We start from the raw sequence: 22,104 nt of genomic DNA, 5'->3' as shown, positions 1-22,104 counted from the left end.
CGACAAGGTTCGGCGACGGCCGACGCTCCAACCAGTGGCCCGATGGCCAACATGTGAAAGAATCGGGCCATGCACCGGATCGCCGTTCTCGCTTTGGAGCAGTCGGTGGCGTTCGACCTCGGCAGCTCGACGCACATGTTCGCCCGGCTCGCCGACCGCTACGAGGTCGTCGTCTGCTCGCCGGACCGCCGCCCGATCCCCACGACCGGCGGCTTCACCATCGCGCCCGACCACGGCTTGGAGGTGCTCCAAGACGCGGACACGGTGCTCGTACCGGGCACCCACTACCAGCCCGCACGGGAGGGTTGGCTCGAACCGGCGGTCCTGGAAGCGCTCACGACGACGAACGCGTCGCGGATCATGTCGATCTGCACGGGCGCGTTCGTGCTCGCCGCGGCAGGGCTGCTCGACGGCAGACCCGCCACCACGCACTGGAACACCACCGACCAGTTCCGCGCGCTGTACCCGAAGGTGCGGCTCAACCCGGACGTGCTGTTCGTCGACGACGGCGACGTGCTGACCTCGGCGGGCGTCGCGGCGGGCATCGACCTGTGCCTGCACGTCATCCGGTCCGACCACGGCAGCGAGGTGGCGAACTGGATCGCCCGCTACTGCGTCGTGCCCGCGTGGCGGCAGGGCGGCCAGTCCCAGTTCGTCGACAGGCCGGTGCCGAGCTACCCGGACACCTCGACGGCGCTCGCCCGCGAGTGGGCCTTGGAGCGGCTCCAAGAACCGCTCGACCTCGCCGCGATGGCCGGGCAGGTGCGGATGAGCGTGCGCACGTTCACCCGCCGGTTCCGCGCGGAGACCGGCATGTCACCGGGCCAGTGGCTGACGCAGCAGCGCGTCGACAGGGCCCGGCACCTGCTGGAGTCCACCGACCTGCCGATCGACCAGGTCGCGAGCCACGCCGGCTTCGGCACCGGCGCGGCTCTGCGACAGCAGCTGGCCGCTTCGATCGGGGTCTCGCCGAGCGCCTACCGTCAGACGTTCCGCTCGGCCTGACCGTCTACATCGGACTCGACAAGGAACGGGCGCAGCAGGTCCGGCACGGCCTCGTCTGCCAGCGCGAGTCCGTGCGCCTCGCCGACGTCCGTCACGTGGTAGATGCCCGCGCCGGCCGCCGTGGTCGCGCCGATCGTCATCAACCCGCTGCGGCGCTGGAAAAACGACCGCTGGATGCGCCAGCCGATGATGCCGGTGCGCTGCAACGCGACGGTGCTGCGCACGAGGGAGTTGTTGCGCGTCACCAGATAACGCTCGTCCATCGCGTTGCCGAGCGAGCGGTAGTTGTCCCAGCCGACCAGCGCGGCGAGCGGGATGATCGCGGCCGGGATCGGCCACGCCCACGACGGCGCCCAGATCGCGAGGCCCGCGGTGATCACGACCCACGGCAGCACGTGCCGGAAGACGCTGCGGCGCAACGCGGCGAACGGGTGCCTGCGCAGCCGCAGCGTCGTCGGGTCGCTGCCGACCTTCAGCACGTCCCGCGACACCTGGTGCGCCACGGACAGCGGCGCGGGTGGCAGCAGCAGGTTGCTCTCGCCCTTCGACCCGAGGCCCGTCGTCACCGCGGCGAGCTTCGCGCCCTTGCCCGCGCGCACCAGCAGCGGTTCCTGGATGTCGACGCCGCGCAGCCGTTGCTCCTCCACCGAGACCGAGCGGGTGGTGAGCAGACCCCGTTGCACGCGCAGGGTTCCGTCCGGTTCGCGGGTCAGCCGGTAGTTCCAGAACTGCAAGATGTAGAGCGGGATCGACAACACGAGCCCGACGACGGCCACCACGACCAGGAACCCGGCGAAGAGCGCGAAGCTCGGGTTCTCGAACAGCCACTCCCACAGGTCCTGCACCGGGTGCAGACCGAGGTCGTCGGCGTAGTTGGACAGCACGCCGAACACGGCGCCGATCGCGACGAGCCCGGACAGCGACAGCGGCGCGAACTTCAGCCACTTCAGGTCGAGCTGCGAGATCACCTCGGACTCGGGCAGCGGCGCCGGTTCCGCGCCGGGCTCGTCCGGTGAGGCGTCCTTGGGTGCGACACCCTTCTGCAGCAACAACAACCGCAGCCGTTCGGCCTCCTGCTGCGTCACCGCGTCGAGCGTCAGGCCGTCGGTGCCCGGCACGTCCTGCTGGCCCGTGCCGATCCGCACCGCCGAGAGTCCGAAGATCCGGTGACCAGGCTTGGAGGTGAGGTCGACCGTCCTGATGCGATCACGCGGTACCGCGAGCTGCTTGCGCGTCAACAGACCCGTGTGCAGCTCGACCTGCTCGCCGGTGATGCGGTACTTCGTGGTGCGCCAGATGAGGTAGCTGAACGACAGGATCGCCGCGACCGTCACGCCGCTCGCGATGAGCCGCCACTTCTCGCCGTTGCCGGTGAACAGCAGCACGAGGATCGGCACCAGCATCGCGATGCCCTCGTTGAGCGGCCGCACGACCAGCATCCGCACGTGCAGGCGGTGCCACTCCTGCAACGGCTCGGTGAACTCCGGCGCGGCGGGCAGACCGGACGGAACCTCCGCCGGGGTGGTCACGTGGCATCACCCGGCGTGGCCTGCGTGGTGTTCGTCAGCTCCACCACGAGCCTCTGCGCGATCCCGTGCTCCAGGCCCTCGATCTCCACCGGACCGGCGGCCGACGCCGTCGTCACCGTGACGGTCGACAGGCCGAGCAACTGCTGGAACGGCCCGCGCTTCGTGTCGATCGTCTGGATGCGCGACACCGGCGCGACCCGCCACTCCTGGTTCAGCCAGCCGGAGAGCGTGTACACGGCGTCCGGCGTGGTCTCCCAGCGGTGGACGCGGTAGCGCCAGCTCGGTTCGACGGCGGTGTGCACGACGCCGACGACCGCCGTGGCGATCATGAGCACGAACTCCCACGTCGGCGGGTTGTTCACCAGCAGGTACACGACCAGCTGGGGCACGAACAGCACGAGCCAGAACACGGCGGCCTGCATCGTCCACAGCAGGACGGACTTCGGGCTCACCTGGTGACGAGGCGTGCGCAGTTGCGGAGTCACCCCTCAAGGGTGCCTCACCTGCCGCCGCCGGTGTGGACAGGTGTGTCAATTGGTGTGTCGGTGACCGCGGTGGTCCTGCTTGCGAGGGAGGCAGGACCACCGCGGCTCACGCGATCCGGTCAGGGACGGGCCGCGTACGGGGGAGTGAAGATTGCGCCGGGGTCGTCAGCCGACGCGACGCCGGACAACCCCAGCAGTGCGCCCAAACCGAGGATCACGGCTGCGACGGTGCGGGCGATAGTGTTCAACTTCATGAAGGGGCTCCTTCGTTAGGTGGCGGCCGTGGATGAGGGCAGGAAGTCGTTGACGAGGTTCGGTGCGCGGTTGCGGGCGGTCCGGCTGCAACGCGGTCTGTCGCAAAAGGACCTCGCCTGCCCCGGTGTCTCCATGAGCTACGTGTCGCGCCTCGAGTCCGGCGAACGGGTGCCGTCGCCCGCCGTCGTCCGCAGGCTCGCCGAGGTGCTCGGCGTCGACCCGTCCGAGCTCGTGGTCGACGAGGACGGCACCGCGATGCAGGACGAGGCGCTGACGTGGTGCGAGGCGGTGCTGGCCTACCACGACGGCGACCTGGTGCTGGCCGTCGACCTGCTGGAGGCGGTGGGAAAGCGCTCCGACGAGGAGATGTTCGGCTGGTGCGTGCGCTGGACGCGCCTGGGCGTGCTCGCCCGGCAGCGCGACCACGAGGGTCTGCTGCTGGCGGCGGCGAAGCTGCGCAAGTCGTGGTCTCCCGGTCCCGCTGTGGACGCGCTCGTGGAGATCCTGCGCGCATCCTCGTTGCGGCGCCTCGGCCGGACGGCCGAATCCGTGAAGGCCGCGAGTGAGGCAGTGGAGCTGGCCGCGGGTGACGGCGAACGGGTGCGTCGCGTCCACACCCGCGCGCTCATCGCGTTGTGCGCGGAGCTCACCGCGGCGGGACGCCTCGCCGACGCGGAGCAGGTCGTGGACCAGCTCTCCGCGCGGCTGCCCGAACTCGGCGGCGACCGGCTCGCGATCTCCACGTGGTGGGTGCGCGCCAAGGTGGCGGACCGCCTGGGGGACCGGATGGAGGCCGCGCACTGCATCCGCGAGGCACTCCTGCTGCTCGACGACTTCGACGGTGATCCCGAGTACCGGTGCCGCGTCCGCCTCGCCGGCGCCGCCATCGCCCTGCGCACACCGGAGGCGAACCTCGACGACGTGGCCGCGTCGCTGGACGAGGTCGAGACGACGGTCGCGGCGCTGCGCCGGCACCAGAACCTCCTCGCGCACGCCCGCGCGCTGCGGGCGGAGCTCGCGTTGCGCGACGGTGAGGTGGGCCGGGCGCGCGAGCTCGCGGAGGCCGCGCTCGCGACCGGGCGCCTCAACGCCGAACAGCAGCTGCGGTGCCACCTCCTGCTCGTGCGCGCGGCCGACGAGGCCGACACCGACGGAGGTGCGGCGCGGGACGCGCTCGCCGCGTTGCTGGAGCACATCAACCCCGAGGTCGTCGACCCTCTGCTGTGGCGGGACGTGGCACGCATCGCGCTCCGCAAGCACTAGAGCTCGTGGTGCCGGGCGGCGTTGCCTCGTCATGACCGCCCCTCGCTCCTGAACCGGACACCTTGTTAACGGAGCATGACACAGACCGGTTCTCCGTCACATCACCCAATTACACCGCGCGCACTTGGGTAAATCACCCGGTAACCGGCAGTTCCCGGTGATCGGCAAGCGTCCGAACGGGCGATGGTCGACTTCGCCCGCTCGGCCTACCTGTCAGCGTTTTTGACAGCACTTGACTACGTCGCCGTCAGGTTCATCCACCAGACGATGGCGCCGGCGCGGCCGTTGACATCCAGTGTCGTGTAGATGCGCTGGAGGTGGTTCTGCACGGTCTTGGGGGACAGGCCGAGCGACTCCGCGATCATCGCCGTGCTCGCCCCGGCGGCCACGAGCCGCAGCACCTCGATGCCGCGTTTCGTGAGCCCTGCCCGCAACGCGCGGGCGATGCGGGTGTTCGTGTGCTCCGCCGTGCCGGTCTCGTGGAGCTCACCGGAGTGCGGGACGCGCACCACCGCGTCCTCCCGCTTGGGCTCGAAACGCTTGTGCGCCAACTGTTCCACGAGTCGTGACGACAGGTCGTGCTCGCGCATCCGCAGGAGGTCGCGGCCCTCCTGCAGTTCCCACAACCGGTACTGCTCCAGCTGCATCCGCGCGTGCCGCAGCGCGAGCTCGAAGTCGCCGGACCGTTCGTGCGCCTCGCTCAGCTGCTGGTGCGCGTGCACCGCGACTTCCCGTGCGAGACAGCTCATCGCGAGCTCGGCGGCCTGGGTGAGCTGGGTGATCTGCTCGGGGTGGCGCTCCCTGGCGCCGCTCAGCCGCGCCCGTGCCATCAGCGCCTCCGCCCGCGCCACCGGGCGGTTCCTTCCGGCAAGCAACTGGTCAGCGCGCTGCCAGCTGCGGTGGGCGCGGTCAAGTTCACCCAGATCGATGCGGACGTGTGTCAGCAGGACGTTGACCATCGCCATCCGCACGGGATCGCCGAGCGATTTCCAGTGGTCGCGCACCTGGGCGCACAACGCCTCCGCGCGGCGGAGCTTGCGCACGCACGGCTCCCCGTCGAGGCTGCACCGGCTCTCCTCGGTGCGGATCATGCAGTGCTCGTGGAACTGCGTGCGCAGCACCCTTGCCTGTTCGAACAGCACCGAGCCGATCAGCTCGTTGTCACCGGTGAGCTCCGCCAGTCCCAGCGCGCGGGCGAAGGAGTTGAAGCTCCGCTCCCGCGAATCGAGACGCAACTCGACCACCGCGCGGGAGAAGCTGCACCGCGCCTGGAGTCCGATGTGGCGGTTCGCCGCCGCGATCGCCTGCACCTTGTCGATCGTGTCGAGCGCGCTGGGCCACAGTCCCCGCTTGCCCAGCGCCACCGACTGCGCCAGCACCCCTTCCGCGACGCCCTCCGCGTCGTCCAGCCAGGAGAACGCCGCCACGGCCTTCTCCGCGTGCTCCAGCGCCTCGCCTGGTCTGCCTTCGTCCAGTGCGATCCTCGCCTCGCGCAGGTTGTGCACGGCGTTGGATCGCGGATCCGCGGTCCTGCCGGGAACCGTCATGGTCAAGCCCCCTCAACTCGGGGCTGACTCTAGCCTTGGTCGCGCAATTGACGTTTCAACACTTTTCCGGCCGCGTTGCGCGGCAGCTCGTCGACGAAGTGAACGTCGCGGGGAACGGAGTACCGCGCCAGGTTCGCCTTCACGTGGTCACGGATTCGTTCGGCTGTCAGGGTTTTTGCGCCGACAACGAACGCGGCGAGCCGCTGGCCCCACTCGTCGTCCGGCACGCCGAGCACGGCGACCTCCGTGACGCCGTCCAGCGTCGAGAGCAGGTCCTCGACGTCGTGCGGGTAGACGTTCTCGCCACCTGAGACGATCATCTCGTCGTCGCGGCCGGCCACGAACAGAAGGCCGTTCTTGCGGTAGCCGAGGTCACCGGTCGACATCAGGCCGTCCAGCGACTCCTTGCTGGTGCCGTTGGTGTAGCCGTCGAACAGCATCTCGTTGCCGACGAAGATCCGTCCGGTCTCACCCTCGGCGACTGCTTCGCCCTGATCGTCCACAATGGCCAGACGGGTGCCGAGCGGCGGTTTTCCCGCCGTGCCGGGCTCGCGCAGCATCTCCTCGGGCGTGGCGATGCTCGCCCAGCTCACTTCCGTTGAGCCGTAGAGGTTGTAGAGCACCGGGCCGAACTCGTCGAGCGTGCGGGCGGCGACGCGCGGCGGCAGCGCCGAGCCGCTGGACGCGATGATCCGCAGCTTCGGCCGGTGCTCGTTCTCCAGCATGCGTTGCAGCATCACGGGAACGACGAACATCGCCGTGCACCTGTCGGCGTCCCGCAACGCCTGCGCCGGGTCGAACCGGCGGCGCAGCACCAGGGTCGCGCCGAGCACGAGCCCGAGCTGGAACGCGGCGAGCCCCCAGGCGTGGAAGAGCGGGGAGGTGATGGAGATGACGTCGCCGTGCCTCAGCGGGATCCGCGACAGCAGCGCGGCGGCGGGGGCGAGGCTCGCGGGTTCCGGCCTGCGGGCGCCCTTCGGCGTGCCGGTGGTGCCGGACGTGAGGATGATCAACCTGCCGCGCGGAGGTCTGCGGGGCAGCGAGGCAGTCGGTCCGTTGGCGATCAGCGACTCGAGCTCGTCGGTGAAGAACACCGGGAGATCGGGCAGCACGCCGGCGAACTCGCGGTCGGCGACGATCCTGTCGATCTTCTGGTCCTGCGCGACCTGCGTCAGTTGTCCTTGGCTCAGACCGGTGTTGAGCAGGATCGCGTCGGCGCCGACCTTCGTGCACGCGGTCATCGTCTCGATGAACGCGCGGCCGTTGCGGCAGAGCAGCCCCACGCGTTCCTTGGGGCGGAAGGCGTGCGCGAGCCGGCTGGTGCGCTCGTTCACTTGCGCGTACGTGAGCACGCCGTCGTCGTCGATGATCGCGGCGCGGTCCGGGTGCCGACCGGCTCCCGTCTGGTAGCCCCAGGCCAGCGTGATGTCCCAGTGCAGGTATCCGCGCACGGTGCCGGCGAGCCCTCGCGGGCCCAGCGGCCGGATCACTCCGGCTTTGACCAGGGTCAGCAGCACGCGGGTCACCATGTGAGCCACTCTGCCATCTACCTACTAGCGAGTAGGTAACGGTGTGACGGCGGTCACATATCGGTGTTGGACGCGCTCACGACGGCGTCGCGCAGGGCTGCCCGCAGCCGGCCTACCTCCAGTGGCGTCAGAACGGCGGCCTCTCCCGGCGGCACGGTGATCACGATGTGCCCCTGGCTGACGAACACCGTCATGTCCCGTCGGCGCGAAGCGATGTCGCGGCAGCTCACCTGCCACTCCTCTTTGGCTCCCACGGGGTTCTTCCTCCAGCTCACTCGGCGCACCGGCTCGGTGTACCCGGTGCTCACGTCCAAGAGACGTTCGTCACCGGAAGTCATGACGAAGGTTTTCCGTTCTCCGTCGAGCGACTGCGCCGAGCTGCGGATAGCGTCGCACGTGGGACGAGTTCAGGTCACCTGGAGGGGTGAAAATGGCGGAACCGCAACGCATCGTGATCGTGGGAACCGGCCTCGCCGGTGCCTCCGCGGCAGGCGCGCTCCGAGACCGCGGCTACGGCGGCAAGATCGTCATGTTCGGCTCCGAACGCCACCGCCCGTACGAACTTCCCGCGCTGTCCAAGGACCTTCTGCTGGGCAAGGCCGGCGAACCGGCGTGGGTGCACGAGCCGGGCTTCTACTCCGACAACGAGATCGACCTCCAGCTCGGCGTGTCCGTGCTGGAGCTGCGGCCCGACGATCACGCCGTCGTCGACTCGGACGGAGCAGTGCGGTCCTACGACCGGCTGTTGCTCGCGACCGGATCACGTCCGCGCGTTCTGCCTGGGGCACAAGGACATGTGCTGCGCACGCTCGACGACTCGCTCGCGTTGAAGTCCGCGTTGCGCGAAGGAAGGCACGTCGTCGTCATCGGCGCGGGCTGGATCGGCTGCGAGGTGGCGTCCGCCGCCCGCGCGCACGGCTGCCGCGTCACGGTCGTCGACCCGCTGGCCGAACCGCTGGTGCGCGTGCTGGGAACCGAGATGGGCGCGATGTTCCGCGGCCTGCACACCGAACACGGCGTGGAGTTCAAGCTGGGCACGGGGGTCGAGAGCTTCTCGCCGTCCGGCGTGCGCCTCGACGACGGCACCGAGCTGCTGCCGGACGTGACGGTGCTGGCCGTGGGCGCGACACCCCGCCTCGAACTGGCCGAGGCAGCGGGTCTGGAACTGGCTGAGGGCGGTGTGGCGGTCGACGCCGTGCTGCGCACCTCCGCGCCGGACGTGTTCGCGGCCGGCGACATCGCGGCGCAGGACCACCCGCGCTACGGCGGCAGGGTGCGCGTCGAGCACTGGGCGAACGCGAAGGACCAGGGCACGCACGTCGCGGGGTCGTTGATCGGGCTGGACGAGTCGTACGTGAAGTCGCCGTACTTCTTCACCGACCAGTACGACCTGGGCATGGAGTACCGCGGCCTCGCCGGTCAGGACGACGAGCTCGTCGTGCGCGGTGACGTGGCCGCGCGGGAGTTCGTCGCGTTCTGGCTGCGCGACGGACGGCTGCGCGCGGCGATGAACGTCAACGTCTGGGACCACGGCACGGCGTTGAAGGCGCTGGTGGACGCGCAGGCGACCGTGACGCCGGAACAGCTGCGAGAGGCTGACCTCGGCTCGTTGGTCTAGTGGTGTGGCGCAGAACGTTGCCGGGGGAATTCGCGGTCAGACGGGTGTCTCGGGGTGCCGCCCCCACGTCCTCGTACTGGTTGTACGGGGGCGTGGGGGCGGTGCCGCGAGGCGCCCTGCTGGGCGTGGATTACCTCGCCAACGTTCTGTGACGCGCCACTAGATGCAGGAGCCGTGCATCGGGCCTTCCCCGCGGGAGAGGTCCTGCAGGGCCTTGCGGATGACCAGCATCTCCTGGTGGGTGAAGCGCGACTGGAAGGCCCTGTCGACCTCTGCGAGCGCGTCGCCCGCCTTCTTCTGCAGCTCACGGCCCTGATCGGTGATCACCGGTGTGCGCACGCGCCGGTCGTTGGGGTCGGGCACGCGCTGGACCAGGCCGGCCCGCTCCAGCTTGTCGAGCTCGCTCGTCAGCGTGGTCTTGTCGAGGCCGAGCATCGCGCCGAGCTTGAGCTGCGTGCGCTGGATCTCCTCGTTGGCGAGCGCCTGCAGCACGAGCTGACCGCGCAGCGAGATCCCGAACTTCGCGATCTCCTCGGCGAACGCGGCGCCCACGCGCTGGGTGGCGCGGTGCAGCAGCCAGTTGAAGTCCCACTTCTCCACGCAGGCTTCGACGAGATCCGGCTCCTCCATGTGTCCCATCCTACATCCCGGAAGAGATGTTCTCGGCTCGGAACATCTTGACTCGGAAGTTCTTCGCTCGTATGTTCCGAGTATGACCAATCTGCTGCACCTCGACACGAGCATTCGGTACGAGGGGTCCGTGACCCGCGAGGTCTCCGGTGCGTTCGCCGAGAGCTGGCGTGCCGCGAACCCCGGCTCCGGCTACACCTACCGGGACCTGCACGCGTCGCCGATCCCGCACAAGGACGGCACCGAACAGGGCGTTTCCGCAGACCTGATCGCCGAGATCGACGCCGCCGACGTGATCCTGATCGGCGCGCCCATGTACAACTTCTCGATCCCGTCGACCCTCAAGGCGTGGATCGACCAGGTCGCGACCTCCGAGCACTTCGCCCGTGAGGACGGCACGTTCGCGTGGGGCGGCAAGCGCGTTGTCGTCGTGACGGCCCGTGGCGGTTCGTACAAGCCGGGCACGCCGCGCGAGGGCTTCGACTTCCAGGAGCCGTACCTGCGCGCCGTGCTGTCGATGGTCGGCCTCGACCAGAGCCTGGAGTTCGTGCACGCCGAGCTGACCCTGGCGGACGTGGTGCCGCAGATGCACCAGTTCCGCGAGCTCGCCGTCGAGTCGCTGGCCGACGCGCACCGCGTGGTGAAGGAACTCGCCAGCGCCTAGTGCGGTGACCACAATCCTCACCGTGTTCTGCGCGGCCCAGGTGGACGCCCTGGACCGTGCACAACCCGGCAAGGGTTCGTGGCCACCGCACTAGGGTTCGGCCTTGTGATCGACAAGGTTGCTTGGATCCACCTGAGGGACGGCCAGGTGCTCGGCACCCGGTCCAGGGGCAAGGACACGTACTACCTGCCCGGCGGCAAGCGCGAGCCGGGGGAGTCCGACGTCGAGACGCTCGTGCGCGAGATCCGCGAGGAGCTGTCCGTCGAGATCGACGGGGCGTCGGCGAGGCACCTGGGGACGTTCGAAGCGCAGGCACACGGTCACACGTCGGGGGTGACCGTGCGGATGACCTGTTACACCGCGTCGTTCGACGGGGAACCGGTGGCGTCGGCCGAGATCGAGGAGCTCGCCTGGCTGACCACCGCCGACGCGGACCGGATCTCGCCGGTCGACCGGATCATCTTCGCCCACCTGAGCTCAGAGGGCCTTCTTCGCTGACCCCTGAAAACACGAATGGAGAAGAGCGCCGCTCTTCTCCCACTTCAACATATAGCGCACCCGGGGCCTTGCCACAAGACCCCGGGTGTGCTTCATCATTTCCCGGCCAACGTCATCCACCTGGGGAAATGGGGAAGACTCCATGATCGACGTCATCATCGCCGGCGGTGGACCGACCGGCATGATGCTGGCCGGCGAGTTGCGGTTGCACGGTGTGAACGTGGTTCTGCTGGAAAGGGACCCGGAGCCGACGAAGGTCGTCCGGGCGCTCGGGCTGCACGCGCGCAGCATCGAGGTGATGGACCAGCGCGGCATCGCCGGCAGGTTCCTGGACGCGGGCACGACGCACCCGCTCGCCGGGTTCTTCGCGGGCATCGACAGGCCCGCGCCCGAGCGGCTGGACACGAAGTACCCGGTGGTCCTCGGCCTGCCGCAGCCGCAGATCGAGCGGCTGCTCACCGAGCACGCCATCGAGGCCGGTGCCGACATCCGGCGCGGCAGCACGGTCGTCGCGTTCTCGCAGGACGACGAGGGGGTGACCGTCGAGCTGTCGGACGGCACGTCGTTGCGCGCCCGGTACCTGGTCGGCTGCGACGGCGGCCGCAGCACGGTGCGCAAGCTGGCCGGCATCGACTTCCCCGGCGAGCCCACGCGGGTGGAGACGCTGCTCGGCGAGATGGAGATCGGCATCCCGTGGGAGGAGGCGATGCCGTTGATGCTGAAGGTCCGCGAGACGCAGAAGCGCTTCGGCGTCGGCCCGATCGGCGGCTCCGCGACGTACCGCGTCGTCGTGCCCGCGGAGGGCGTGAACGAGGACCGCTCGGTCATGCCCGCGCTCGACGACTTCAAGGAGCAGCTGGTCAGGATCGCGGGCACCGACTTCGGCGTGCACTCGCCGCGGTGGATGTCCCGCTTCGGCGACGCCACCCGGCAGGCCGAGCGCTACCGGTCCGGTCGCGTGTTCCTCGCGGGCGACGCGGCGCACATCCACCCGCCGACCGGCGGCCAGGGGCTCAACCTCGGCGTGCAGGACGCGTTCAACCTGGGCTGGAAGCTCGCCGCGGCCGTGCACGGGTGGGCTCCCTCCGGGCTGCTCGACACCTACGAGGCCGAACGGCACCCGGTCGCCGAGGAGGTGCTGAACAACACCCGCGCGCAGATCGAGCTGATGAAGGTCGAGCCCGGCCCGCAGTCGGTGCGGCGGCTGCTGACCGAGCTCGTGCGGTTCGAGGAGGTCAACCGGTACCTGACCGAGAAGATCATCGCGGTCTCGGTCCGGTACGACCTCGGTTCCGAGGACGACCTGGTCGGGAAGCGGATCGGGGACCTCGCGCTCAAGCGCGGCGGGCTCTACGACCAGATGCACGCCGGGCGCGGGATCCTGCTCGACCAGGCGGGGACGTTGTCCGCCGACGGCTGGGCGGACCGGGTCGACCACCTCGTCGACGTCAGCGAGGACCTCGGTGCTCCCGCCGTGCTGATCCGGCCGGACGGGCACGTCGCGTGGGCCGGAGAGGACCAGGCGTCGCTGGAGGGAGAGCTGGCGCGCTGGTTCGGGGACGCCCGCTGAGCACCCCCGACTGAGGTCACCCGTTCGGGGGCCGGAGGTGCTTTGTCACACTGTTCCGCGTGTCCGAGCCGATGACAGCGGTGCTCCTGCGTGCCGCGGAACTCACCGCCTCGGGGAAGCCGCGGCAGGCCATCGACCTGTTGCGGCCCCTCGTGGCGGCGAACCCTCGGCACGCCGAGGCGTGGTGCCGCCTCGCCGCCGCCCACCTCGACCTCGGTGAGGCGGACCAGGCGCTCGACTCCGCCAAGCGCGCGATGATCCTCGACGGGGAGCCGGCCTGGCCCCAGCGGCTCGCCGCCCTGGCGCTGAGCGACCTCGGCCGGCACCAGGAGGCGGCGGTCGCGGCGCGGGAGTCCGTGCGGCGCAAACCCGGTGACTGGCGCGGCTACGTCGTGCTCGCCGAGGTGCTGGCCGACGCCCCGGACGGCGCCGTCGAGGCGTTCGACTCGGCGCTGCACGCCTCGCAGCTCGCCCCGACCGAGGCGCGGGCGTTCCAGGTGCTGGGCGACGCGGCGCTGCGGATGCGCGACTGGGGCACGGCCGAGCACGCGTACCGCACGGCGATCAAGCTCGACCCGTCCGACGCGGACTCGAAGGCGAACCTCGCGACCGTGCAGCGGCGGCGTTCGGCCAGGCCCGCGCCCCTGCAGCTGAACAAGGTGCAGGTGTGGCGCTCGCTGCGCACGCTCTCGTTGCTGCTGGTCGGCGGCGGTTTACTCGCCCTCATCGCCGGCATGCCCCGGCCCACGCCCTACCTGTCGTTCTTCACCGGCGCCCTGGTGCTGTGCTGCCTGGTCGTGGCGCTCCGGCTGCGTCCGTTCAAGCTGCTCTTCAGCCTGCGCAAGCTCGCCGTGACGGTGTCCCTGCTCGCCGTGTCGGCGCTGATCCTGCTCGGCTGGACCGTCGCACTGACCTTCGGGGCTACGACGATGCAGCCACTTGTGCTTTCCTGGTTGTGCGCTGTCGTCGGGGGAGCGCTCGTCTACGTCGGTGGAGGCAGGAAGCGGTGATGCGTCGCAACGCGGTCGCGCTCGCGTTCCTGCTGTTCCTCGGACAGCTGTTCATCGTCGCCGCGCCCGCCGAGCCCGTCGTCTCCGGTTCCGTGGTCCGTCACGGCCACGACTTCGCGAACCTGCCGGTCACCGCACCCAAGCCGCACAACCCGAACGCCGCCCAGGTCCCGCAGACCCAGGTGCCGTCCGACGTGCCGCCGGTCGCGAAGCCCGCGCTGCCCATGCGGTTCGTCGTCTCCTTCGCCCGGCGCGTGCACCGCACGCCCGAGGGCATCCGCTGGACGCCGCAGCCCGCTCGTTCACCGCCTTCCGGTCGCTGAATCTCCTTCACCAGCAACCATCTTCCGGAAGGCTCACCACCCATGTCGCGCGACAACGCGCGCCGGGGTCTTCTCGTGCGTGCACTGGCAGCGCTCGGGGTCCTCGTCGCATCCGCATTCCTGCTGCTCACCTCCGAACCCCGCCTGGGCCTCGACCTGCGCGGGGGAACCCAGATCGTCCTCGAAGCCAAGGGCGACGCCGATGCCGCCGACCGTTCACTGGAGGTGCTGCGCCGCCGCGTCGACGCGCTGGGCGTGGCCGAACCGGTGATCGCCCGCTCCGGCGAGAACCGCATCGTCGTCGAACTGCCCGGCGTCCAGGACCCCGAAGAGGCCGTGAAGGTCCTCGGCCAGACCGCGCAGCTCACCGTGCAGCGCAACGGTCAGACCGTCATGACCGGCGAGGGCATCTCCGACGCCCAGTCCACCCGCAACCCGCAGGGCGCGGGCTTCGTGGTCAACATCCAGTTCCAGGGCGAGGGCTCGAAGACCTGGCAGAAGGTCACCGGCGAGGCGGCCTGCGAGCCGTCCGGAACGCCCGGCCGCCAGATCGCGTTCGTGCTGGACGGCAAGCCGATCTCGTCCCCCGAGGTCAGCCTCGACACGCCCTGCGGCGCCGGTCAGGCCGGTGGCGCGACCACGATCACCGGCCGCTTCGCCCAGCCGGAGGCCAAGGAACTCGCCCTCGTCATCCGCTCCGGCGCGCTGCCCGTGCCGGTCGAGGTGATCGAACAGCGCACCGTCGGCGCGACCCTGGGCGCCGACGCCATCGAGGCCAGTGCCAAGGCCGCGATCATCGGCATCGCCCTGACGTCGTTGTTCCTGATGTTCGCCTACCGCCTCGCCGGCTTCCTGGCCGTGGTCGCGCTGGTCGGCTACGCGGGCGTCGCCTATGCCGGACTCCTGGCGGTGGGGGCGACGCTGACCTTGCCGGGCCTGGCCGGCTTCGTGCTGGCGATCGGCATGGCGGTCGACGCGAACGTCCTGATCTTCGAACGAGCCCGCGAGGAGTACGCGCGCAAACCCAACCTCCGGCGCGCCTCGGAGAGCGGCTTCCGCGGCGCGTTGAGCGCGATCGCCGACTCGAACGTGACGACGTTGCTGGCAGCCGGGTTGCTGTTCTGGCTGGCCACGGGCCCGGTGCGCGGCTTCGGCGTCACGCTGACCATCGGTGTGCTGGCGTCGATGTTCAGCGCCCTGGTGCTGTCGCGCGTGCTGGTGGTGTGGGTCGTGGGCAGTCGTTTCGTGGCTCGTCGTCCCAAGTTGAGCGGCCTGCACACGCTGGGCTACGTCCGCCAGCGCCTGTCCGTCGTCCTGTACCGCCGTCCGTCGCGGTGGCTGATCAGCGCCGGCGTGCTGGTGCTCGTGGCGTTCGCCGGCCTGTTCGTCCGCGGCCTCAACCTCGGCGTGGAGTTCACCGGCGGCCGCATGCTCGACTTCACCGCGGGCGGTTCGATCGACGCGGGTCGTGTCCGCGAAGCGTTGTCCGACGCGGGCTTCCCGGACGTGGTCGTGTCGTCGTCCGGCAACGAGGTCTCGCTGCGCACGGGCCCGATCGACGACGCGACGTCGTCCCGCATCGGCCAGGTCGTCTCCTCGGCCGTCGACGGAGGCGCCCGCCAGGCGAGCAACGAGCTGATCGGCCCGTCGCTCTCGTCCGAACTGCGCCGCAACGCCGTCATCGGCCTCGCCATCGCCGTCGCCGCCCAGCTGGTCTACCTGGCCATCCGCTTCGACTGGCGCCTCGGTCTCGCCACGGTCGCCGCGCTGATCAGCGACGTCCTGGTGCTGATCGGCCTGTTCGCGTGGATGGGCAAGACCGCGGACGGCGTGTTCCTCGCGGCCCTGCTCACCGTGATCGGTTACTCGGTCAACGACTCGGTGGTCGTCTTCGACCGCCTGCGCGAGCTCCGCGGCTCCCGTTTCAAGGCCCCGTATCCGGACGTGGTGTCGGACGCGGTCGTGCAAACCGTGCCGCGCACGGTGAACACGGGCATCGGCGTGCTCTTCGTCCTGTCCGCACTGCTGGTGCTGGGCGACGGCTCGCTGGCGGACTTCGCCGTCGCGCTGCTGATCGGCCTCGTGGCGGGCACGGTGTCCACAGTGGTCACCGCCGCGCCGATCGCGATCTGGCTGGAGTCGCGCTGGCCGCGCCAGGCGGCGTTGACGAAGAAGCGCCCGGCAGCCGCGCGGCCCTAGCTCGCGCCGCCCGTTCGTAGCAGAGTGGGCGTCATGACCTCCTTCGCCTCGTACCAGAACGAGATCTACCTCCAGGGGCTCGGTGGCACCGTGCCGCCGTTCACCACCGATCCCAACGCGCTGGAGCAGTCCGCGCGAGATCGGCTGGGACCGGGTCCGTTCTGGTACGTGGCGGGAGGTGCGGGCTCCGGCGCCACGGTGCGGGCGAACCGTGCGGCCTTCGAGCGCGTGCAGATCGTGCCGCGGATGCTGACCAACGCGACCGAGCGACACCTCAGCGTCACCGTGCTGGGCACCGAGCTGCCGGCGCCGGTGATGCTCGCACCCGTTGGCGTGCAGGCGATCCTGCACCCGGAGGGTGAGCTGGCGACCGCACGGGCGGCCGCGGAGCTCGGGGTGCCGATGGTGTTGTCGACGGCGTCCTCGCACACCATCGAGGAGGTCGCCGAGGCCTCCGGTGACGGGCCGCGCTGGTACCAGCTCTACTGGCCGAACGACCCCGACGTGTGCGCATCGCTGCTGGAGCGGGCCAAGAAGGCCGGGTACACGGCGCTGGTTGTCACGTTGGACACGTGGACGCTGGCGTGGCGGCCGCACGACCTGGACCAGGCCTACCTGCCGTTCCTGCGGGGGATCGGGACGGCGATCCCGTTCAGCGACCCGGTTTTCCGCGCCGGACTGCAGAAGTCGCCCGAAGAGGACCTGCCGATGGCGATCCTGCGGTGGGTGCAGCTGTTCACCGGCACCGACAAGTCGTGGGACCAGCTGTCGTTCCTGCGCGAGCACTGGGACGGGCCGATCGTCCTCAAAGGAATCCAGCACGCGGACGACGCGCGCAAGGCCGTCGAGTACGGAATGGACGGTGTCGTCGTCTCGAACCACGGCGGGCGTCAGGTCGACGGTGCTGTGGGCTCGCTGGACGCGTTGCCGTCGATCGTCGAGGCGGTGGGGGAGCAGGTCGACGTGCTGTTCGACTCCGGGATCCGCACCGGCGCGGACATCGTGAAGGCGCTGGCGCTGGGTGCCAAGGCCGTGATGGTCGGGCGGCCGTTCGCGTACGGGCTGGCGCACGGCGGGCAGGTCGGCGTGAAGCACGTGCTGCGGAGCCTGCTCGCGGACTTCGACCTGACCCTCGGGCTGTCCGGGCACCGCAGCCCGGCCGACCTGGGGCCGGACGCGCTGCGGTTCTCCTGACGTTCTAGGGCATAGTCGCGGTCATGTGAGCGAGAGTGCCGAAGTCGGCTGGCTGCACCCGCAGCCAGCCCTCGCTCTTGGCCGCGAGGTACCGCCCGCTCGGCGTGTCGATGTACGTCAGCGGGTTGATGCAGCGCTGCTTGCGGCCCAGATGGTCGCGCTTGGCCGAGAACAGCTGACCGCCGCCGGTGCGCGGCTGGTTCATGATCTCCTTGAGCTGCGCGACGAGCTGGTCGTTCGGCGTGCTCGTCGGCCTGCTCTGCTGCATGAACGAACCGGTGTCCTCGTAGGACGGTTGCCGCTTCTGCTTCAGCGCGTCCTCGGGCAGCGTGATCGGGTTGCCCCTGCCCGCCGGGGTAGGCGGCAACGCACCGATCAACGCCTGCGGCGCCTCCTCGGCCCTGACCGGTTCGAGCACGAACTGCTGGTCCGGCGTGAGCGCGATCCGCAGCGCGTCCTGGCCGTTCGACACGACCAGCACGCTCTGCTGAGGGCCGTCCTTCAGACTGAAGAACGCCCAGTACTCCACGCCGGCCTCGACCACGAGCCGCAGCGCGTTCGCCAGGTCCGGGTGGACCTGGTTGCCGCGCGCGAGCCCGTACTGCTCGAGCTGCGCCCACGCCGACCTCTGCAACCGTTCGAGCTCGCTCACGTCACCCGACTCGAGGAGTGCCTCGTCGAAGTCGACCTGAGCGAGCAGCGCACGGTGCATCGTCGGCAGGCCCGCGGCCTGCCAGGCCTGATAAAGCGCCGTGACAGGGATTGCGACCCTGCTCCGCAGCACGTTTCCCCCTTATCCGCCGATGACCGGCGGAGCAACCATCGTTCCGTCGCCGAAGATGTCCTCGGTCTCCTGCAGGTAGGACGCCGACTTGTGCTCGGAGTCTTCCGCGCCGTCACCACGCGCGCCACCCGCGCCCATGCCACCGGCACCCATGCCCGCGGCACCACCGCGACCAGCGGCACCCGCCGCACCACCGGAAGGCCCGAAGCCGCCGGCACCACCGGCACCGCTGCCGGCGACACCGGCCGCGCCACCGAAGTTGCTGCCCATGCCACCGGGACCACCCATGCCCCGAGCAGCCGCGGCCCCACCAAGGCCACCGCCACCGGGACCGCCCAGCCCACCGCCGCCACGTCCGCCGCCGGCACCACCACCGCCACCACCGGGCCCGCCGAGACCGCGGCCACCAGCGGTGCTGGGGTTACCGGGCCCGCCGGGACGGTTGCGCGGGTTGTTGGGGTCGAGCGGACCACCGGGCCGCCGCGGGTCGTTCGGGTTGAACACACCGCCGGGCGGGTCTGTCGGGTTGCCGATGTTGGGCGCCGGCCGCCGCCCGCCGTCGTCGGTGGGCGGCGGGGTGAACTTGGGGTCGTCCACGCCGGCCGTGTTGGTGCCGTCGTTCCCGCCGTTGTTGCCGCCGGTGCCGGGCGGGGTCCACTGGGAGAGACCGGTGTCGGATCCTCCACTGCGGTCGCCACCACCGGGGTTGCCGACGCTCGGCGGCGTGTTCTTGCCGTTGGAGCCGACCTCGTCGATGCCGCGCTTGTCGTCGGACGGTCCCTCTTGGACGGTGCCGTCACCGGCCGTCGGCGCGATGAACGTCGGCTGGATGTTCATGCTCGCGTTGACGGCGCCCGCGTACTGGTTGAACGCCCGGATGTTCTGCTCGCTGACCTGCTGGTTCTTCTCGAGCGCGTCGTCGTAGTCGGTGTCCCAGGGCGCCCAGTCGTTCAGGAAGGGCTTGTCCGGCACAGACGGCGGCATGGACATCGAGTTCTTGGCGTCGACGTACGCGTCGCCGACGCTGTCCGCGCTGTTGCCGGCCTGAGTGGCCGACTCCCCGGTGACCGTCGCCCACGTCGCGAGCGGCGACGTCGCGCCACGAGCCGAGTCGCCGGCAGCGCCTTCCCACGACGCGCCGGAGTCGCGCACGGCCTTCTCGATCAGCTGAGCCACGTCTCCGTGGCCGGTCGAGAGGTCACGCCAAGCCTGCGCGGTGGGCGTGGTGCTCTGACCTGGCCCCTTGCCGTTCTCGAACCACTTGTAGATCGTTTCGCCACCTGCGAACGGCAGCAACGCGAAACCGCCGATGTTCGGCTCATCCCCAGCCATCTCGCTACCCCTTCAGGTTGCCGATGATCAACTGGGCCACCCGCTCGCCCTCAGCACATGCTTTCTTGGTCGCCTGCTCGTCCGAGGCGACGTTGACCTGGATCGTGACCGAGTCGGTCTTGGAGATCTGCACGGAAGCCAGGCAGGTCACCAGGCCGTCGAGCCGGTCAGTGGAGATCACCCGCACGCCGTCGATCTTCTTGTCGTTGAAGACCGCGTCGCCCTTCACCTCGTTGACCTGCTTCTCGAAGTCCTGGCCCGCGGTCACGTGCACGGTGTAACGCGAATTCTTGATCGGGTCTTTGCCCGACCACACGCAGTTGGGACCGAGAAGCCCCGTCCCGGGAGCGGCCTCGCGCACGGAACCGAGCGTCGTGACCTGGTCAGCCTTGAGGATCGTGCAGGGGGCGCTCGTGTACTTGGTGATGCTGAGTCCCGAGTCGGACCCGTCATTGGTGGGCTGGCTGCTCGTCTGCTCGCCCCCGGTCGTGGGCGCGGGGGTGGGATTTCCCCCGGTCTGCGAGCTGGTGCATCCCGCCAGCGCGCCGATGGCGAGCACGGCGGTCAGCAGGGCGGTCATGCGCTTCAAGGTCGGTCAGCCCTTCATCGCGGACTTCGCCGCGTCGTCGGTGGCTCGGTACTCGGCAAGAGCCTTTTCGATGTTCTTGATCGTCTGCTCGAGCGCTTTCCGCGCTTCCCGATTCGCCCAGAGGTAGCCGCCCGGCTCACCGCCGGCCGTCTTGCGCTGGCCGAGCGTCGCGTAGCCGCTGTAAGGGTCGGGTCCAGGCGCACCGTGGTAGTGGATCTCGGCGCTCTTGTCCTCCAGCACCAGCAGCTTCTCCAGCGCCTGCTTCAGGCCGTCGATCATCTTCTGCGCCTGGTCCGGGTCGACGCTGAACTTCGCCACACCACCGCCACCAGCGCCTGCCGCCGAACCGGCGGCCGCGCCGAGCGCCGCACCGACGCCTGCGCCGACAGCCCCGGCGGTCTTCACGGGTACGAGTGCGTCGAACATCAGCATCTCAGCCAGCTCCCCTCAGAACTCCACACCCCTGTTGGAGGATTTTCGCATAGGACCGGTTCCCGGAGGAGGCGAACGAATCAGCAGATCAGGTCACATGGCCGATTCGTTCAAGACCCCGGACCCCGACCGGCCTAGGTTCGACGCATGATCCAAGAAGCGAGGACCTTCCTCTGGCTCAACGCGCGCACGCTGGAACAACGCCTGTTCGAGCACGCCTTCGACGGCGGGAGCGCGGAAGCGGTGGTCAGGGCGGTGCTGGCCTACCGCAACGACGACGGCGGGTACGGGTTCGGGCTCGAACCCGATCACCGCGGGCCCACCAGTCAGCCGTTGCACGCCCTGCGCGCGCTCCAGGTCTTCGGTGAGATCGGTGCCCCTGAGCAGGCCGAATCGGTCCTGACCTGGCTGGAGAACACCTGTCCTGACGGCTCCGTGCCGTTCGGGCTGTCGACCTCCAAGGACCACCCCAAGGCGCTGTGGGTTGCTGCCGACGACCAGGGTGGGCTCCTGCTGACCTCGCAGATCGCGGCCGCGCTGCATGCGCTCGGAGCCACCGGTCCGTGGCTCGACAAGGCCACCGACTACTGCTGGCGTGAGATCGAGAAGCTCGAACAGACCCACCCGTACGAGCTGCGGGGTGCGGCCATGTTCCTCGACGCGGTGCCGGACCGGGCGCGTGCCGAACTGGCCGGCGAGAAGCTCCGGCACCTCACGCCGAGCACCGAGGGGTACGCGGAGGGTGAAGGGCTGGATCCGCACGAGTTCGCGCAGACGCCCACGAGTCTGGCTCGCAGCTGGTTCACCGACGAAGAACTGACCAAAGACCTCGAAAAACTTCAGAACGGGCAGCAGGAGGACGGCGGCTGGAACTTCGGCTTTCCCGCGTTCACCCCCGTCGTCGACTTCGAGTGGCGGTCCATCGCCACGGTCGAGGCGCTGCTGACGCTGCGTCGCTACGGCCGGATCAGCTGACCCAGGGGCACGCCCGCCAACGTCCTCACCTCGCGGGCCAGGTGCGCCTGGTCCGCGTAGCCGGCTTCGAAAGCGACGGAGGCGAACGGCTTGCCCGCCCACGCCAGCTTCAGCGCCGAGTCGAACCGCAGCACCCGTTGCAGCACCTTGGGCGGATAGCCGAACGCGTCCAGGCACCGCCGCCGCAGCTGCCGTGAGCTCAGCCCGATCTCCCACGCCGCGGACTCGACGTCACCGGAACGCAGCAACGACGCGGTGGCGGTCAGCGCCGGATCGACCACGACCCGCGAAGCGCAGAACTCCACCATCGAGGAGAACGACGTCAGCCGCGCCGAAGGCACCAGATCGGACAACGGCACTCGCAGGTCCCGCACGGCATGAGCGGGCACCCCGAACACCGAGGGAAACGCGCCGGGCGGCAGCCGCACCCCGTACAACGTGCCGGGAGCGACGGAAGCGAGTTGCGCGGAGGTGTCCGGACCGGCCACGAACAGCGCGCCGGACGCGGGTGTCCACATCAGGTCCGTGCAGCCGTCCGGCACCACGCGCTGCACGGTGGGCGACGACACCGTGCGCGTCCAGAGGCAGGCCAGGCCGGCGGGAGCGGGAAGTTCCGCGTACACGAGCCCATCAAAGCAAATGGCGCCGCATCCCGAAGGACGCGGCGCCATTT

At 69.9% G+C, this 22,104-nt stretch carries 23 protein-coding genes; 11 read left to right on the top strand and 12 right to left on the bottom strand.

Annotated elements, in window-relative coordinates:
- Window positions 1–69 precede the first annotated feature (69 nt).
- On the top strand, window positions 70–1,005 hold the full coding sequence (locus ACFWN2_RS19270; protein WP_382428972.1) for a GlxA family transcriptional regulator: 936 nt from the start codon (window positions 70–72) through the stop codon (window positions 1,003–1,005).
- Here the strand turns inward: ACFWN2_RS19270 and ACFWN2_RS19265 are convergent.
- The 3 genes from ACFWN2_RS19265 to ACFWN2_RS19255 form a co-directional block, all read right to left on the bottom strand.
- Window positions 984–2,534, bottom strand: a complete 1,551-nt coding sequence (locus ACFWN2_RS19265) for a PH domain-containing protein (protein WP_382428970.1) — start codon at window positions 2,532–2,534, stop codon at window positions 984–986. The genes ACFWN2_RS19270 and ACFWN2_RS19265 overlap by 22 nt on opposite strands.
- Window positions 2,531–3,019 carry a PH domain-containing protein gene (locus ACFWN2_RS19260; protein ID WP_382428968.1) on the bottom strand — a complete coding sequence of 163 codons (489 nt, stop codon included), beginning with the start codon at window positions 3,017–3,019 and terminating at the stop codon, window positions 2,531–2,533. The genes ACFWN2_RS19265 and ACFWN2_RS19260 overlap by 4 nt, the downstream gene beginning before the upstream one ends.
- Before the next feature lie 119 nt (window positions 3,020–3,138).
- Entirely contained in the window at window positions 3,139–3,273 is a 135-nt protein-coding gene (locus ACFWN2_RS19255) for a hypothetical protein (RefSeq protein ID WP_382428966.1), read from the bottom strand.
- Between the two features lie 28 nt (window positions 3,274–3,301).
- Here ACFWN2_RS19255 and ACFWN2_RS19250 point away from each other — a divergent pair, with 28 nt between their 5' ends.
- The gene (locus ACFWN2_RS19250) at window positions 3,302–4,537 is read left to right on the top strand and encodes a helix-turn-helix domain-containing protein (protein WP_382428964.1); all 1,236 of its coding nucleotides are present in this window, start codon (window positions 3,302–3,304) and stop codon (window positions 4,535–4,537) included.
- 236 nt (window positions 4,538–4,773) lie between these two features.
- Here the strand turns inward: ACFWN2_RS19250 and ACFWN2_RS19245 are convergent, their stop codons facing one another.
- The 3 genes from ACFWN2_RS19245 to ACFWN2_RS19235 are packed head-to-tail and all read right to left on the bottom strand — an operon-like array spanning window position 4,774 to window position 7,867.
- Complete coding sequence (locus ACFWN2_RS19245) at window positions 4,774–6,084, bottom strand: response regulator transcription factor (RefSeq protein WP_382428962.1); 1,311 nt, start codon at window positions 6,082–6,084, stop codon at window positions 4,774–4,776.
- A 29-nt stretch (window positions 6,085–6,113) separates the two neighbouring features.
- Entirely contained in the window at window positions 6,114–7,613 is a 1,500-nt protein-coding gene (locus tag ACFWN2_RS19240) for an AMP-binding protein (protein ID WP_382428960.1), read from the bottom strand.
- Window positions 7,614–7,666: 53 nt separating this feature from the next.
- A complete protein-coding gene (locus tag ACFWN2_RS19235; RefSeq protein WP_090010112.1) occupies window positions 7,667–7,867 on the bottom strand; it encodes a hypothetical protein in 201 nt (66 codons plus the stop codon).
- Between the two features lie 176 nt (window positions 7,868–8,043).
- On the opposite strand from ACFWN2_RS19235, the gene ACFWN2_RS19230 reads away from it, so the two are divergent.
- A complete protein-coding gene (locus ACFWN2_RS19230; protein ID WP_382428958.1) occupies window positions 8,044–9,231 on the top strand; it encodes an NAD(P)/FAD-dependent oxidoreductase in 1,188 nt (395 codons plus the stop codon).
- A 159-nt stretch (window positions 9,232–9,390) separates the two neighbouring features.
- Here the strand turns inward: ACFWN2_RS19230 and ACFWN2_RS19225 are convergent, their stop codons facing one another.
- A complete protein-coding gene (locus tag ACFWN2_RS19225) occupies window positions 9,391–9,861 on the bottom strand; it encodes a MarR family winged helix-turn-helix transcriptional regulator (RefSeq protein WP_382428956.1) in 471 nt (156 codons plus the stop codon).
- An 82-nt stretch (window positions 9,862–9,943) separates the two neighbouring features.
- Here ACFWN2_RS19225 and ACFWN2_RS19220 point away from each other — a divergent pair, with 82 nt between their 5' ends.
- The 7 genes from ACFWN2_RS19220 to ACFWN2_RS19190 all read left to right on the top strand — a co-directional run bounded on the left by ACFWN2_RS19220 (window position 9,944) and on the right by ACFWN2_RS19190 (window position 17,319).
- Window positions 9,944–10,525 carry an FMN-dependent NADH-azoreductase gene (locus ACFWN2_RS19220; RefSeq protein ID WP_382428954.1) on the top strand — a complete coding sequence of 194 codons (582 nt, stop codon included), beginning with the start codon at window positions 9,944–9,946 and terminating at the stop codon, window positions 10,523–10,525.
- Window positions 10,526–10,630: 105 nt separating this feature from the next.
- Complete coding sequence (locus ACFWN2_RS19215; RefSeq protein ID WP_382428952.1) at window positions 10,631–11,023, top strand: NUDIX domain-containing protein; 393 nt, start codon at window positions 10,631–10,633, stop codon at window positions 11,021–11,023.
- Between the two features lie 142 nt (window positions 11,024–11,165).
- The gene (gene rox / locus ACFWN2_RS19210) at window positions 11,166–12,593 is read left to right on the top strand and encodes a rifampin monooxygenase (RefSeq protein ID WP_382428950.1); all 1,428 of its coding nucleotides are present in this window, start codon (window positions 11,166–11,168) and stop codon (window positions 12,591–12,593) included.
- A gap of 59 nt (window positions 12,594–12,652) precedes the next feature.
- A complete protein-coding gene (locus ACFWN2_RS19205; RefSeq protein ID WP_382428948.1) occupies window positions 12,653–13,603 on the top strand; it encodes a tetratricopeptide repeat protein in 951 nt (316 codons plus the stop codon).
- A complete protein-coding gene (locus ACFWN2_RS19200) occupies window positions 13,603–13,926 on the top strand; it encodes a hypothetical protein (RefSeq protein WP_382428946.1) in 324 nt (107 codons plus the stop codon). Before ACFWN2_RS19205 ends, ACFWN2_RS19200 begins: the two co-directional genes overlap by 1 nt.
- Window positions 13,927–14,001: 75 nt before the next feature.
- The gene (gene secD / locus ACFWN2_RS19195; protein WP_382428944.1) at window positions 14,002–16,125 is read left to right on the top strand and encodes a protein translocase subunit SecD; all 2,124 of its coding nucleotides are present in this window, start codon (window positions 14,002–14,004) and stop codon (window positions 16,123–16,125) included.
- A 33-nt stretch (window positions 16,126–16,158) separates the two neighbouring features.
- Complete coding sequence (locus tag ACFWN2_RS19190) at window positions 16,159–17,319, top strand: lactate 2-monooxygenase (RefSeq protein ID WP_382428942.1); 1,161 nt, start codon at window positions 16,159–16,161, stop codon at window positions 17,317–17,319.
- A 4-nt stretch (window positions 17,320–17,323) separates the two neighbouring features.
- On the opposite strand, the gene ACFWN2_RS19185 is transcribed toward ACFWN2_RS19190, so the two are convergent.
- Genes ACFWN2_RS19185 through ACFWN2_RS19170 form a run of 4 tightly spaced genes read right to left on the bottom strand, consistent with a single transcriptional unit; the run spans window position 17,324 to window position 20,456 of the window.
- Window positions 17,324–18,103, bottom strand: a complete 780-nt coding sequence (locus tag ACFWN2_RS19185) for an ESX secretion-associated protein EspG (RefSeq protein WP_382428940.1) — start codon at window positions 18,101–18,103, stop codon at window positions 17,324–17,326.
- Between the two features lie 9 nt (window positions 18,104–18,112).
- Entirely contained in the window at window positions 18,113–19,435 is a 1,323-nt protein-coding gene (locus tag ACFWN2_RS19180; protein ID WP_382428938.1) for a PPE domain-containing protein, read from the bottom strand.
- Window positions 19,436–19,439: 4 nt separating this feature from the next.
- Window positions 19,440–20,015 carry a DUF3558 domain-containing protein gene (locus ACFWN2_RS19175; RefSeq protein ID WP_382428936.1) on the bottom strand — a complete coding sequence of 192 codons (576 nt, stop codon included), beginning with the start codon at window positions 20,013–20,015 and terminating at the stop codon, window positions 19,440–19,442.
- A 15-nt stretch (window positions 20,016–20,030) separates the two neighbouring features.
- Window positions 20,031–20,456 carry a hypothetical protein gene (locus tag ACFWN2_RS19170; protein ID WP_382428934.1) on the bottom strand — a complete coding sequence of 142 codons (426 nt, stop codon included), beginning with the start codon at window positions 20,454–20,456 and terminating at the stop codon, window positions 20,031–20,033.
- A gap of 147 nt (window positions 20,457–20,603) precedes the next feature.
- Here ACFWN2_RS19170 and ACFWN2_RS19165 point away from each other — a divergent pair, with 147 nt between their 5' ends.
- Window positions 20,604–21,431, top strand: a complete 828-nt coding sequence (locus ACFWN2_RS19165; RefSeq protein WP_382428932.1) for a hypothetical protein — start codon at window positions 20,604–20,606, stop codon at window positions 21,429–21,431.
- On the opposite strand, the gene ACFWN2_RS19160 is transcribed toward ACFWN2_RS19165, so the two are convergent.
- Window positions 21,413–22,054 (bottom strand): DUF6597 domain-containing transcriptional factor, encoded by a 642-nt coding sequence (locus ACFWN2_RS19160; RefSeq protein WP_382428930.1) that lies wholly within the window; start codon window positions 22,052–22,054, stop codon window positions 21,413–21,415. The two genes, ACFWN2_RS19165 and ACFWN2_RS19160, sit on opposite strands and share 19 nt — an antisense overlap.
- Window positions 22,055–22,104: the final 50 nt, after the last annotated feature.

This window comes from Lentzea sp. NPDC058436, assembly GCF_042721515.1.
Taxonomy (GTDB): Bacteria; Actinomycetota; Actinomycetes; order Mycobacteriales; family Pseudonocardiaceae; genus Lentzea.
The sequence above is the reverse complement of the archived record's forward strand: the minus strand, read 5'-3'. Positions and strand labels throughout refer to the sequence as shown.

Excerpts from the sequence above, each read along its gene's own strand:
- ACFWN2_RS19270 (WP_382428972.1), top strand. The coding sequence starts at position 70 with ATGCACCGGATCGCCGTTCTCGCTTTGGAGCAGTCGGTGGCGTTCGAC.
- ACFWN2_RS19255 (WP_382428966.1), bottom strand. The coding sequence starts at position 3,273 with ATGAAGTTGAACACTATCGCCCGCACCGTCGCAGCCGTGATCCTCGGT.
- ACFWN2_RS19245 (WP_382428962.1), bottom strand. The coding sequence starts at position 6,084 with ATGACGGTTCCCGGCAGGACCGCGGATCCGCGATCCAACGCCGTGCAC.
- ACFWN2_RS19240 (WP_382428960.1), bottom strand. The coding sequence starts at position 7,613 with ATGGTGACCCGCGTGCTGCTGACCCTGGTCAAAGCCGGAGTGATCCGG.
- ACFWN2_RS19230 (WP_382428958.1), top strand. The coding sequence starts at position 8,044 with ATGGCGGAACCGCAACGCATCGTGATCGTGGGAACCGGCCTCGCCGGT.
- ACFWN2_RS19225 (WP_382428956.1), bottom strand. The coding sequence starts at position 9,861 with ATGGAGGAGCCGGATCTCGTCGAAGCCTGCGTGGAGAAGTGGGACTTC.
- ACFWN2_RS19220 (WP_382428954.1), top strand. The coding sequence starts at position 9,944 with ATGACCAATCTGCTGCACCTCGACACGAGCATTCGGTACGAGGGGTCC.
- rox (WP_382428950.1), top strand. The coding sequence starts at position 11,166 with ATGATCGACGTCATCATCGCCGGCGGTGGACCGACCGGCATGATGCTG.
- ACFWN2_RS19200 (WP_382428946.1), top strand. The coding sequence starts at position 13,603 with ATGCGTCGCAACGCGGTCGCGCTCGCGTTCCTGCTGTTCCTCGGACAG.
- ACFWN2_RS19190 (WP_382428942.1), top strand. The coding sequence starts at position 16,159 with ATGACCTCCTTCGCCTCGTACCAGAACGAGATCTACCTCCAGGGGCTC.
- ACFWN2_RS19180 (WP_382428938.1), bottom strand. The coding sequence starts at position 19,435 with ATGGCTGGGGATGAGCCGAACATCGGCGGTTTCGCGTTGCTGCCGTTC.
- ACFWN2_RS19175 (WP_382428936.1), bottom strand. The coding sequence starts at position 20,015 with ATGACCGCCCTGCTGACCGCCGTGCTCGCCATCGGCGCGCTGGCGGGA.
- ACFWN2_RS19170 (WP_382428934.1), bottom strand. The coding sequence starts at position 20,456 with ATGCTGATGTTCGACGCACTCGTACCCGTGAAGACCGCCGGGGCTGTC.
- ACFWN2_RS19165 (WP_382428932.1), top strand. The coding sequence starts at position 20,604 with ATGATCCAAGAAGCGAGGACCTTCCTCTGGCTCAACGCGCGCACGCTG.